Origin of the sequence: Streptomyces sp. NBC_00435 (genome assembly GCF_036014235.1) — a bacterium.
In the GTDB taxonomy this organism is placed as follows: domain Bacteria; phylum Actinomycetota; class Actinomycetes; order Streptomycetales; family Streptomycetaceae; genus Streptomyces.
This window is the reverse complement of sequence record NZ_CP107924.1, coordinates 357,856-370,424: the sequence shown is the minus strand read 5'-3', so window position 1 is coordinate 370,424 and position 12,569 is coordinate 357,856. Positions and strand designations below refer to the sequence as shown.

The 12,569-nt window shown below is 74.0% G+C and carries 9 protein-coding genes; 4 read left to right on the top strand and 5 right to left on the bottom strand.

The window, feature by feature from the left end:
- The first annotated feature begins 137 nt into the window (after positions 1 to 137).
- Positions 138 to 662, top strand: a complete 525-nt coding sequence (locus tag OG389_RS01695) for a GNAT family N-acetyltransferase (RefSeq protein ID WP_328296638.1) — start codon at positions 138 to 140, stop codon at positions 660 to 662.
- Here the strand turns inward: OG389_RS01695 and OG389_RS01690 are convergent.
- Complete coding sequence (locus tag OG389_RS01690; RefSeq protein ID WP_328296637.1) at positions 659 to 2,014, bottom strand: helix-turn-helix domain-containing protein; 1,356 nt, start codon at positions 2,012 to 2,014, stop codon at positions 659 to 661. The genes OG389_RS01695 and OG389_RS01690 overlap by 4 nt on opposite strands.
- A 138-nt stretch (positions 2,015 to 2,152) precedes the next feature.
- On the opposite strand from OG389_RS01690, the gene OG389_RS01685 reads away from it, so the two are divergent.
- Both OG389_RS01685 and OG389_RS01680 read left to right on the top strand, forming a co-directional pair.
- Positions 2,153 to 3,511, top strand: coding sequence for a M64 family metallopeptidase (locus tag OG389_RS01685; protein ID WP_328296636.1), 1,359 nt, complete (start codon positions 2,153 to 2,155; stop codon positions 3,509 to 3,511).
- Between the two features lie 167 nt (positions 3,512 to 3,678).
- The gene (locus OG389_RS01680; protein ID WP_328296635.1) at positions 3,679 to 4,071 is read left to right on the top strand and encodes a hypothetical protein; all 393 of its coding nucleotides are present in this window, start codon (positions 3,679 to 3,681) and stop codon (positions 4,069 to 4,071) included.
- Here OG389_RS01680 and OG389_RS01675 read toward each other — a convergent pair.
- The 4 genes from OG389_RS01675 to OG389_RS01660 all read right to left on the bottom strand — a co-directional run bounded on the left by OG389_RS01675 (position 4,058) and on the right by OG389_RS01660 (position 10,329).
- Positions 4,058 to 4,366, bottom strand: a complete 309-nt coding sequence (locus tag OG389_RS01675) for a hypothetical protein (protein ID WP_328296634.1) — start codon at positions 4,364 to 4,366, stop codon at positions 4,058 to 4,060. The two genes, OG389_RS01680 and OG389_RS01675, sit on opposite strands and share 14 nt — an antisense overlap.
- A gap of 279 nt (positions 4,367 to 4,645) precedes the next feature.
- The gene (locus tag OG389_RS01670) at positions 4,646 to 6,340 is read right to left on the bottom strand and encodes a carbohydrate binding domain-containing protein (protein ID WP_443059189.1); all 1,695 of its coding nucleotides are present in this window, start codon (positions 6,338 to 6,340) and stop codon (positions 4,646 to 4,648) included.
- 395 nt (positions 6,341 to 6,735) lie between these two features.
- Positions 6,736 to 8,568 (bottom strand): IPT/TIG domain-containing protein, encoded by a 1,833-nt coding sequence (locus tag OG389_RS01665; protein WP_328296633.1) that lies wholly within the window; start codon positions 8,566 to 8,568, stop codon positions 6,736 to 6,738.
- Between the two features lie 324 nt (positions 8,569 to 8,892).
- On the bottom strand, positions 8,893 to 10,329 hold the full coding sequence (locus tag OG389_RS01660) for an ROK family transcriptional regulator (RefSeq protein WP_328296632.1): 1,437 nt from the start codon (positions 10,327 to 10,329) through the stop codon (positions 8,893 to 8,895).
- A 166-nt stretch (positions 10,330 to 10,495) separates the two neighbouring features.
- Between OG389_RS01660 and OG389_RS01655 the strand changes: the two genes are divergently transcribed.
- Entirely contained in the window at positions 10,496 to 12,532 is a 2,037-nt protein-coding gene (locus OG389_RS01655) for a hypothetical protein (RefSeq protein WP_328296631.1), read from the top strand.
- The last annotated feature ends 37 nt before the right edge of the window (positions 12,533 to 12,569 follow it).

The window sequence follows — 12,569 nt, the reverse complement described above, 5'->3', positions numbered from 1 at the left end:
GGCGCGCGCCCGGGAGGGAGCGCGGCCGCACCCCTCCAGTCTTCGCCCTCCGCGGCCGCCCGGCATGCCGGGCGGCCGTGCCGCGCAGGCCGGAGGCGGTCCGGGACACGGTCGTCGGGACTGTTATCGTCCGGTTCATGCCCGAGCTGATCACGCCCACGCCCCGCCTCTACGACTCGTGGCTCGCCGCGCAGAAGGAGTGGGGGCCCGACGCCCACATGGACGGCGCCGGGCTCGGGTCCGACGACGACGTCGACAGCCGGGAGGGTTTCGCCGCGTGGACGGAGCGGCTGGGGCGGTACGGGGACCGCACGGTGCCGGTCGAGCACGGGCGGGTCCACGCCACGTACTGGTGGATCGCCGAGGGCGACGAGTACCTGGGCGCCATCGACCTGCGGCACTACCTGAACGGCTTCCTGCTCGACGCGGGCGGCCACATCGGCTACAGCGTCCGCCCCTCGGCCCGCCGCCGCGGGCTGGCCACCTGGGCCCTGGCCGAGGTCCTGCACGAGGCGCGGCTGCTGGGGATGGACCGCGTCCTGCTCACCTGTGACCCCGGCAACCGTGCCTCGATCCGCACGATCGAGAGCAACGGCGGTGTGGTGGAGGACGTCCGCGAGACGCTGGTCGGGCGCAAGCGGCGTTACTGGATCGACCTCTAGATGCGGTGGATCCGGTTCTCGTGACCCGTACGGGCCGCGGGCGCCGGCCCCAGCGTGGTGGTACCGGGTGGCGCCCGGTGGCCCAGTCCCGTGCGGTACGCGTCCAGGGCCGCCTCGGTCCGGCCCGCCCTGCGCAGCAGGTCGCCCAGGAGCCGGCACAGGTCGGCGAGATCGCCCGACGCCCCGCTGCGTTCCAGCAGCGCCAGGGCCTGCACGTAGTGCTCCTCGGCCGCCTCGGTCTCGCCGCGCTCCTGCGCCATGAGGCCCAGCAGCCGGTGCGCGCCGCCCGCGTGCACGGCGCCGTGGCTGTCCCCCAGCTCCAGCAGCGCCGAGAGCAGCCCGGCGGCTTCCCCGTAGCGGCCGAGCCGGCGCAGTACGTCGGCCAGCTCGACCTCCACCTGGGCGGTGTACAGGACCGCGCGGCCGGCCGAGAGCATCCCGCGGGCCGTACGCAATTCCCGCTCGGCGGCTTCGAGTTCACCGTTCTGGGCCTGGACGTAGCCGCGCATCCAGTGGCAGTGCGCCAGGTCGGTCCGCAGCTGCAGCTGCCCGTAGATCGCCTGGGCCTTGGCCAGGGAGGCGTCGGCGTCGGCCACGCGCCCCTCGGTGAGGAACGTCCGCGCGACCTGCCGGTGCATGCCCGCGACCAGGGCCGGGTCGCTGACCTGCGGGGCCAGTGACAGGGCGAGCTCGGCGGCGTGGGCGGCCCGGGCGTGGGCGCCCATGTCGATGTACGGCCCGATGACGGCGGCGTAGAGCAGTACCAGTGCCTCGGGGTCGGCCAGCCCGCTCGTGCTCAGCTCTTCGATGGTGGACTCGAGCAGGTAGCAGGCGTAGCGCAGCTCCCCGGCCAGCAGGTGTGCCACGGCGCGGCCGCGGATCGGGCGGGCACGGCGGGGGAGCGGCTCGTCGGCCAGCAGCCGTTCGGCGGCTTCGAAGTGGCCGATCGCCTCGGGCAGCGCGCCCGACTCCAGGGCGCAGTCGCCGAGTCCGAGCAGTGCCCCGACCCGCTCGTCGATGAGTCCAAGCTGTTCCGCTTCGGCGAGGAGGTGCCGGAAGCGGACGGCGGCCTCTTCGGCCGCGCCCGCGGCCAGGGTCTGCTGCGCATCGGTCAGCGCGAGGCGCAGTTCGGTGGCGAGGTGGGCGGGGCGCCCGGTGGTCAGCTCCTCGTACGAGGTGCCGAGCCGTCCGGCGAGGAAGCGCAGCGCGGCCTCGGAGGGCCGCACCCTTCCCGACTCCAGTGTCGAAATGTAGGCCGGGGTGTATGCGGGCTCGGCCAATTTCCGCTGCGTCAAACCGAGTTCGGTCCGCATGCGCTGAACCCGGCGGCCGATCTGGGCCGGTTCGTCCATGAAATCCCCCTGGGGCTCGAACTCCCCAGTATCCAGGGGGAGCAGGCCATTGCGCACCTGTCGCGCGGCACCTAATTTAAGCAACTGATTAAACGCAAGTAACTGTCTACTTAACTTCCTTCACCGGAGGGGGACTTCATGCCCGACGTCAGACGTCCAGCCGTCCGTACGGCCCTGCGCGCCGCCGTTGCGGCGGCCTGTGCGACCGCGGCACTCCTGGCCGCCGGCCCCGTCCGCGCGGCCGAGGGCCGGCCCGCACCCCGGGTGGAGGTGGAGGTGCCGGGGCCCGAACACGGCGGCGAGGCCGGATCGGGCCGCGCCCTGGTACCCGCCGGCGCGAACGCCGCAGCCAAGACGGGCGGCCGGCTCTCCGAGGCCGAGCGGGCCGCCGACGGAGAGGTCGCCGAGCTCGTCCACAGCGGCCCCACCGCCGACCGCCTCGACGTCGTCGTCATCGGCGACGGCTACACCGCGGCCGAGCTGGCGAAGTTCCACACCGACGCCAAGGCGAAATGGGCCGAGGTGACGGCCGTCGAGCCGTACACCACCTACCAGAACCTCTTCAACGTCTGGACGGTCGACGCCGTCTCCCGGGAATCGGGCGTCTCCGGCGACCCCGACCCGGCCACTGTCCGTGACACGGCCCTCGGCTCGTACTTCTGGTGCGAGGACATCGAGCGACTGCTCTGCGTGGACCAGCCGAAGGTGGACACCTACGTGGCGAAGGCGCCGGCGGCCGACCTGGTCATCGTCCTGGCCAACAGCGCCAAGTACGGCGGCGCGGGCTACAACGAGCCCAGTCCCACCCTCGGATACGAGGGCATGTCCACCGCCTCGGCGGACAACGCCAAGTCCGGCCAGGTCGCCATCCACGAGACCGGCCACTCGCTGGGGAAGCTCGCCGACGAGTACTTCTATCCCGGGGTCCCGGACTACGAGAAGTACACTGGCCCCGAGCCCGCCGAGTCCAACGTCTCCGCACTGTCCGCGGACCAGCTGGCCGGGCAGCGCGCCAAATGGTTCCGCTGGCTGGGCGAGCCCTCTCCCGACGGCGGCACGGTCGGTGCGTACGAGGGCGGCGGGTACTTCGTCACCGGCCTGAACCGGCCCACCGACACCTCGCTCATGCGGGTCCTGGGCAAGCCCTTCAACCTCCCCGGCGTCGAGGCGATGATCGCCGGCTTCTACCGCCACGCGCGGCCCGTCACCGCACTCACCCCCACGGACCGCACCCTGCGGCTGCGCCACACCGCGAAGGTCTCCGTGCCCCGGCTGACCGGCGCCGACGGCCGGCAGCCGGTGGTCCGCTGGTACCTCGACGGGCGGGAGCTGGGGCGCCTGGAGGGCCGGACGGAGGTCCGGGTCATCGACCTGCGCCTGTACGACCTGCGCACCCACCGGCTGTCGGTCACCGCGGAGGACCGCACCCCCGCGGTCCGCGATCCGAAGATCGCGCGCACCCTGCGCACCACGATCACCTGGAACGTCCGCCTCTAGGCATCCGGCGCGTTCCCGGGGAGCGGTGGCCGAACGGGGCCGCTCCCCGCCGCCGGGCCGCCGTCCGCGAGGGCGGGGCGGAGGCCGACGGCGGACACGGACGGATAATGGCGCTGGTCCGACCGGCACGATCCCGATCCGAGAGCTGAAGAGATGAAGAAGAAGCGATGACGCTGAAAGAGGGCCAGCGGGTGAGGCTGGCGGTGGACACCAGGCTGACCGACTGGGTCGCGACGACGGTGGAGGACCCTTCGGCCCCGGCGGCCGTCGCCGGTTCCCTGTCCTTGGCGGCGGGTACCCCGGGGACCGTCGTGCGGGTGGTCGAGCACGACGAGCAGAGCCAGGGAGCCAGGGAGTACGAGAGGCTCAAGTCGCTCCTCGACTCCTTCGGCCAGGACATGCCCCTGGAGAGCAAGCGGCAGTTGGAGGAGAAGGTCGGCGGCCTGGAGCCCGAGTGGACCGCCTACCTGGAGCAGCGCAACCGGGTGACGGTCCGGGTCCGCTTCGACAACGGATTCATCCTCGACGACGCGCGGGAGGACCTCTTCACGTCCGGCTGACCGGCGCCGTCGGCCGGTCGAGCAGGATGGTCAGGTGAGCGGTGAGGCGGTCGGCGGTGGCGACGGCTTCGGCTTGGAGCCGTACGGCTTCGCGCTGACGCCGGCGCAACGGGTCGAACTTCATGGCGCGTTCGGCTCCGACGCCCAGTCCCGGTGGCACCACCAGGGCGAGCGTGGCGGTCGAGGGACGCAGTACGTTGAGGACGGCGATCCCGATCGGCACGCCTGCCACCACGCCCAGCGCCCGCCGCAGCGATGTGCCCAGTGCCGTCATCGGATCACCGCGCAGGGCCACCAGCGGGACGATCGCCGCGGGTGAGTTCGGTCATCCGCGGCCCTCGGTGTCGTGTCCGCGCCCGCCGGCCGGCGCCACGGGGCCCGAGCGAGACCGTACGTCGTTGTCTCCCGGCACGTCCGCGTCCTCGCGCGGCATCGCATCGGCCAGCACAGAGTGCGGCCGCCCACCGCGCCGCCGCCCCCATTGCGCCGACAGCGGCATGTCACCGCGCGGGCCCGGGGGCCGTCGCCGGTGTGCGGCGGCGGCCCCCGGGGAGGGTCGGGTGAGCGGGGTGGATCAGCCGGTGAAGCCGGCCGTGATGGAGGTGAACTGCCAGTCGCTCTGGGCGATGCCGGAGCAGGTCTCCTGCAGACCGCCGCCGGGGCAGCCGCGGTCACGGTTCACCGACCAGAAGGCGAGGCGGGCGATGTGGTGGGAGTTGGCCCAGTCGCGGATGTTCGTCCAGTTCTGGACGGTGGTGGTCTCCTGGGTGTCGCTGACGCCGTTCATGCCGGAGATGCCGATGTGGGCGTAGGCGGTCGCGTCGTCCCAGCCGAAGGTGGACTTGAGCTTGGCCTTGAGACCCTCGGTGGCGCTGACGGTGCTGGCGTACATGTCGGTCGAGGCGTTGCCGAAGTCGAACGGCATGATGGTGAAGACGTCTATGCCGGCGTTGAGCGCCTTGGACTGCTCGATCAGGCGGTTGCCCCAGCTGGTCGGGCCGGTGGTGCTGGTGCCGAAGGTCAGGATGGTCTTGAGCCCCGGGTTGTTCTGCTTGACGATCTTGAGCGCCCCCAGGATCCGGTCCTGCACCACGGCATTCTCGAACTCGTCCGTGTTCTCGATGTCCACGTCGATGGCCTTGAGGCCGTAGGCGCTGATGACCTGCTGGTACGCGGCGGCCAATGCCTCGGGGGTGGAGCAGTTGGGGCCGAGCTTGTTTCCCTGCCAGCCGCCGATGGAGGGTACGACGTCGCCGCCCGCCGCACGGATCGAGGCGATGGTGCTCTGGTCCACGCCGCCGGTCAGCGGGCGCTGGCCGTCCCACGAGGGGTTGCAGCCGCCGGAGGAGAGGATGAACGCCATGGTGAACCACTTCGCGCCGGTCGCGTTCATCACGGTGGTCGCGGTCGGCGGGTTGCCCCAGCCCAGGTAGAGGTAGGGCGCGGCCTGCTTGAAGCCGGTCGGCGGCGGCGTGGTCCCGTTGTCCGTGGTGACGCTGAGGGTGTTGGAGGCGGGCGAGGTGTTCCCCGCGAGGTCCCGGGCGCGGACGGTGAACGCGTAGGCCGTGTTGGGGGTCAGGCCGCTCACCGTCGCGCTGGTGGTGGCCGACGTGGCGACCTTGGTGCCGCCCTGGTAGACGTCGTAGCCGGTGACGCCGACGTTGTCGGTGGACGCCGTCCACGTCAGGGACGCCGTGGTGGAGGTCTTGCCGGAGGAGGTGAGGCTGCCGGGAGTGCTCGGCGCCTGCGTGTCGACGGTGCCGCCGGGTCCGTCCAGGGAGACATCGTCGGCGTAGTAAGTACCCTGCCCGTACCAGCCGTTGAGGTAGACCTCGGCGCTGGTCTGGGAGGCCCCGGTGGTGAAGCTGACGGTCAGCTTCGAGTAGGCGCCGGCCGAGGGGGTCCAGGTGGAGGATCCGCCGGTGACCCCGAGGTAGACGTAGCTGCCGCGGACCCAGGCGGAGAGGGTGTACGTGGTACTGGGCTGCACGGCCACGGTCTGGGTGCACTTGGCGTTGTCGGAGGCGCTGGCCGCACCGGCCAGCGCCTTGCCGCCGCCGTGCACGGGGGAGGAGACCGTGGAGCCCAGGCCCCCGGAGCAGGACCAGCCGCTCGTGTTCCCGGCCTCGAAGTCGCCGTTCGTGAGCAGGTTGGCGCCGAACGCGGCACCGGGGGAGGTCAGTACCGCCGCTGCTCCGAGCAGCGTGGCGCCGAGACCGCAGGCCAGCCGGGTACGGGTACGGGTACGAGTGGGGGTGGGGGTGCGCAAGGAACTGCCTCCAGTGGGAATGGGGGGACGGCGTGGAGCGCGAGACGGGGGCGTGCGGCCGCCGGGAACGCGTGGGGAGCGCGCGGCGGGAAGAGGCCCTCGGTGGGGCCGTGCACCCGGTCGGCCGGAGGGAGTTGGGGTGGTGACCGCCTCGTGGCAGGGAACCTAATCCTCCGGAAGAGCCGCCGTCAACAGGTCTGGACCAACAAGAAGTTGGTGACCCCATTCGGAAAGTTTCCTAACCGTAAGGGTTGACAAAGGCGCCGCACTTTGGGGAACCTCGGGCACCGCGGGCGCCGGCCCGCCTCCGGACGAGGCGGGCCGGCGCGTACCGCGTAGGTGCGGTGTTCCGTGGCTTTCTGTTGTCGGGTGCGGGTGTCCCGGGTGCCGGCGGGTTAGGGGCAGGTGACCAGGAGGATGGAGATGACCGTGCAGCTGGCGGTCGCGCCGTCGTTGAGGGCGTTGGGATCGGTCGGTGAGGACGCCGTCCGGGCGCCGGTGACCGTCACCCGGCCCAGCGAGAGCAGGTTCAGCGGTACGCGGAACGTCTTCGCCGAGGCGGCGCCGTGGGCGATGGTGCCGTAGGTGCAGGTCACGGTGGCCCCGCCGGTGGTGCACCCCGGGGACAGGCTGTTGGCCGACGCGCCCGCCGGCAGGCTCGCGGTGAGCGTTGCCGAAGTGACCGTTCCGGGCCCGGTGTTGCGCGCGGTCAGAGTGTAGGTGAGGTAGGGGACCAGGAGGCTCAGGTTCGGCTGCGCGATCAGGTCGACGTCGATGTCGGCGGGCGGGAGCTGGTACGTGTACCGGCCCGCGCCGGCCACGGCGCTGGTGCCGCCGGGCGTGGTGACCTGGACGTCGACGGGGCCCGGGCCGTGGGCGGGTGCGGTGGCGGTGCACGCGGTGGCGGTGCAGGAGACACCGGTGGCCGGGTTTCCGGCGCCGAAGGTGACAGCGCTGGCGCCGCTCAGGCCGGTGCCGTTGACCGTGACGACGGTGCCGCCGTCGGTCGTACCGGCGGACGGGCTGAGGGAGGTCACCACGGGTACGGGAACGTAGGCGTACCGGCCGGCGGGGGACGGGGTGCTGGTGCCGCCGGGCGTGGTGGCCTGCACGTCCACCGTTCCTGAGCCGGCCGGTGCGGTGGCGGTGCAGGCGGTCGGGGTGCAGGTGACCCCGGCGGCCGGGTTGCCCGGGCCGAAGCTGATGACGGCGCCCGCCAGATCGGTACCGGTGACCGTCACCTGGGTGCCGCCGGTCGCCGGTCCGGTGTTCGGGCTGACGGCGGTGACCGCGGGGGCCCGGTGGAAGGCGAACACGATCCGCCCGTCCCCGGAGTTGGCCCCCTGGGTCAGCGTGACGGGTGAGGCGGGAACCGTGCCCGAGACCAGACTGGATCCGCCGCCCCCACCTCCTCCGCCCCCGCCGGTGGAGCCGTATCTTCCGCCGGCTCCGCCCCGGCCGCCGCCGTACCCGGCTCCGCCGCGCCCGCCGGCGCCCGTCGGGCTGAAGACGCCCTGGGCTGCCGCGCCGCCGGGGCCGTTCGGGTAGGCGCCCGGCGAGCCGTTCGCGCCCTCGTTGTCCGCGCCGGGCCCTCCCGTACCCGCCGACCCGCCCGCGGTGTCGGTGCCCGCGCCTCCGCCCGTACCGCCCTGGGCGTCGGGGACCAGACCGTTGCCGTCGGCGCCCGCGCTGCCGCTGTCGCCGCCGGGCGCTCCCGGGTAAGCCGGGGAGCCGATGCCCGATCCGCCCGCTCCGCCGCCCGAACCGGCGGTCAGCAGCGGGGTGTTGGTGGCCGTGGTGACCGCGACCAGGGCTCCGCCGGTCCCGGGCGCGCCGAACTGGGCGTTCGGGTTCGTGGCGGCGTTGGCGCCGCGTTTGCCGACGGTGACGTTGAACGCCTGCCCGGGGGTGGCCGGGACGGTCGCGACGAGGTGTGCGCCCTTGCCGCCCGGAGTGCCGTCGTTCGCGTTCCCGCCCCCGGCGCCGTCGAGGGTGACGACACCGCTGGTGACACCTTCGGGCACGGTGACGCTTCCGGAACCTCCCGCCGAGCAGCTGACCGTGGTGACGCCGCCGGCCACGACCGGGGCGGCGCACACCCCCTCCGCCGACGCGGGATCCGCCAGGACGGTCAGGCCGCCCGCGGCCAGCGCGGACGACGCGGCCACCGCCAGCAGCCGGTTCCTCCACCGGGCGCGCGGCCCGCGTAATACAGCAGTCGATGACATCGAAGTCTCCCCTCCCACCCGCCCGGCAGCGGCCGGAGGCGAAGACTCCTGGGAAGCCGCGGCCGGACGCTCCGGCACGGCGACCCGGAGTGCCGCTCAGTGCGGTACTGCCATCCGGTCGCCGGTGTGCGGGACCCCGCGCACCTGCGCGGGGTCCGCATACCGGCGGAAGCATCGCAGCGGCCGGCGCGCGGCGGGGATCGAATGCCGGATCGTCATGCGGAACCCGTCGGAAGCTCCAAACAGGAAGCCCGAGTCGTACGAGTGTCCGGGCGGCGCCGAGTGGTCCGGCGGGTCCCTCGCGAGCCCCCGGCGGGCTCCGGGTCAGAGCCCCGCGGCTGCCGCCACCGTGTGGGCCGGATCCTCGTAGACCGCATCGAGGGCGAACTGGGCGCCGCCGCGGGCAGGAGCGGTGAAGCCGAGCGCGGACAGCAGCAGGCGGCAGCCGCCCGTGTCCGGGGCCATCACCCGTTCGGCCATCAGCCGCTCCACGCGGGGGGCCAAGTGGGCGCCGAAGTAGGTGAAGTAGCCCCCGAGGACCACCGCGCGCGGGTTCAGGACGTCCACCAGCAGCGCCAGCCCGAGGCCGAGGCCGTCGGCGATCCGGTCGAGGGCCTCCAGGGTTCGGGTGTCCCCGGCGGCGGCCCGGCCCTGGAGGTCCCTGAGGCGCGCCTCCAGGTCGAGGGAGGGGTCGTGTACGGGATCTCCGGGCGCGGCGGCGAGCCGGAGCAGGGCCGTGAGCCCGACCATGGTCTCCCAGCAGCCGCGGCGACCGCAGGCGCAGAGGGCGCCGCCGGGGTCGAGCGGCATGTGGCCGATCTCCCCGGCGAATCCGGAGGCTCCCCGGTGCAGCCGGCCGCCGCTGATGATGCCGCCGCCCACACCCGTCTCCCCGGTGACGTAGATGAGGTCGTGGATGCCGGCCGCGGAGGCTTCCAGGTACTCGGCCACGGCGCCGAGTTTGGCGTCGTTCTCCAGGCGCAGCGGGGGCGCCCCGCGCCCGAGGCGGGAGCGGATGCCGCTGACGGCCCCGACGCCGTGCCAGCCGATGTTGGCGGCGTAGACGACGGTGCCCGTGCCGATGTCGACGACTCCGGGCGCGGCGACGGTGACCCCGGCGGTGGCGATCCCGGCGGCGTCGAGGGCGGCGAGGGCCTCGCGCACCAGGCCGGCCGCGCTGTCGAGGACGGCGTCCGGGCCGGCCGTAGCCACGTCCATGGCGATGCGGCGCTCGAAGACGGTGGCCCCGTCGAGGGTGAGGGCGACGGCGGCGAGGTAGTCGACGTTGATCTCCAGGCCGATCCCGCACAGCGCGCGTCCGTCGATCCGGACGTTCTGGCCCGGGCGGCCGACCGAGCCGTCCCGCTGCGCGTCCCCCTCGCGGGCCAGGCCCAGCTCGATGAGCTCGGTGACCAGGCCGGTCACCGTGGGCCTCGGCAGACCCGTGTCGGAGGCGATCCGCGCGCGCGAGCGTGGTCCCGCGTCGCGCAGGAGGCGCAGGACGAGGCCGAGGTTGGCGCGGCGGATGGAGCCCCGCCCGGCGGGCCGGGCCGGGCCGTTGATCACTACGGGGCCGATGGCGGCGCCCCGGGCGTCGGCGCGGGGGTCGGCCCGGGGGGCAGCGCGGGGGTCGGCCCGGACATCTGCCCGGACACCGCCCCGCGCGTCGCTCCGGTCACCGTCGCGTCCGTCGTCGTGTCCGCCGGGACGCCCGCCGGCGGATACGACGACATGCCCCGTGTTCCCTGGATCTGCCTTCACCGGTACTCCTCACTGCCGTCCCCAGGAGTCTGCCAGCCGCGCGTCCCGGGTCCGGGCCCGGATCCCGTGCGGTTCGCGGGGTTGACTGACGCCTCGTTAATTCAGATGCTAACGAAACTAATTGGCGTCGGGAAGGCGCCGAGGAGACGGCGAGGAGGCCGAAGGCGTGAGCGCCCGGTACCACCTGCGGTTCCAGATCCATCCGTACGAAGGCCCGGACGCCGTCGCGGCCGCTGCCGCCGAACTGGCCAAGTCCTGCACCGACTCGGGCGTCGCGGAGGTGGTCCTGCTCCTCGGCGCCGAGGAGCACTTCACCGGCCACCTCGCGGGGTCCGGGGAGGACCTCTGGTTCGATGCCGCGGCCACCGCGCGGGAGGTGCTCCTGGACGCGGGCCTGGACGTGAGCCTCAACCCCTGGGTCACCGCCGGCCACGCCGACCGGGGTCGGGTCGACGTCCACGGCTTCGCCCCCATGGTCTCCCCGACCGGGGAAGTCTCCGCGGCCCAGGCCTCCTTCGCCTGCCCGCGGTGGCGGTCCTGGCTGACCGCTCACTACGGGCGCTTCGCCGAGCTGGGCTTCCGCGTGCTGTGGCTGGAGGACGACTTCCGCTTCCACAACCACGCCCCGCTGCTGTGGGGCGGCGGCTTCGAACCCCTCATGCTGGACCGGCTGGCCGCCCTGGCCGGGCGCCCGGTCCCGCGCCCCGAGCTGGTCGCCGCGCTCACCGCCCCCGGCCCCCCGCACCCGCTGCGCGCGCTGTGGCAGCGGGTGTGGCGGACCGCCCAGCTGGAGGTGGCCGCGCAGGTCGCCGCCGAGGTCGACCGCCGCTCGGCCGGCCGCTCAAGGACCGGGCTGATGAGCTCCGGCCTCGGCGCCGCCTCCGTGGAGGGCCGGGACTGGAGCGCGCTGTTCGGCGCACTGGCCCCCGGGGGCCGCGCCGCGCACCGCCCGCACTTCGCCCCGTACTCGGACGCGCCGGGACGCGAGCTCAGCCGGCAGGTGTGGATGCTGGAACTGCAGCGCTCGCTGCGGCCCGAGTTCGTGGACAGCGAGCCGGAGATCGAGAACTGGCCGCACACCGCCTGGTCCAAGTCCGATGCGCAGACCTGGTCGGAGATGGTCGCCGCCCAGCTGTCGGGGGCGGACGCCCTGCTGCTGAACCTGTACCCCATGCACGGCGGGAGCCCCGGCCGCCACCCCCGGGTCGCCGGACTGCTCCGCCGCGCACGGCCAGCCCTGGACCTCGTGGCCCGCCAGCATCCGCGCGGGCAGCGCACCCTGGGCGTGGGCCTGCCCTTCGCCCAGGACGCGGCGGCCCACGTACGGGCGGGGGCGCCGGCCGACGCGAGCCTACGGGGCCGCCCCGGCGGGCTGTCCGAGCTGGCGGTCGACCCCGGCCCGGCGGCCGACTTCCTGCTGCGCTACGGAGTGCCGGTAACGGCCGGACCCGCGCCGGTCCAGGCTCTGTTCGGTCCGTCGGCCTGGGCCTTCGACGACGCGGCGGTCCGCTCCCTGCTGTCCGGTGGGCTGCTGCTCGACGGGGCCGCCGCCGTGATCCTGCACGGGCGCGGCTTCGGCTCCCTCCTCGGGCTGGCGGAGGCCGAGCGGGTGGATCGGGAGGCCGCGGCCCCCGGCGCGCCGGGCCCGTACGCCACCGAGCACCTCCGCGCCGCCGCCGGCGGGGACCTCGCGGGGCTCGTGCTCAGCGTCAACACCCAGCCGGCCCTGGCCCGGCTGCGGGAACTGCCCGGGGCGGAGCGGTGGAGCGAGGTCCGCACCGCGGACGGCCGCCCCTGGGGCGCGGCCCGCACCGTCTTCACCAATGCCCTCGGCGGCCGCGTCGCCGTACTCGCCGCGACGGAGCCCCGGGCGCTGCCGCTCGACGACCACGCGCAGCGGCTGCTCCACCGCACGGTCCGCTTCCTGGAGGGGGCCGCCGTGGCCCTGCCACTGGTCAGCGGCGGTCCGTACCTGATCCCGCACCTGTCGTGCGCGGACGGCGTCACCACCCTGACGGTGGCCAACGGATGCCAGGACCCCGTCCGGCCTGTGGTGGACGCGCCCTCCCTCCCGGACGGGGCCGCGGCCACCGTACTGACACCGCTCGCCGAGCCGCGCCCGGCGGACACGTCACGGTACGGGCGGGGCCTGCGCGTGGAAGCGGAACTGCCGCACCGGGGCTGGGCCGTCCTGCGCTGGTGACGCCCCCGGCCGGCGCCACCGCTCCGCCGCACCATCC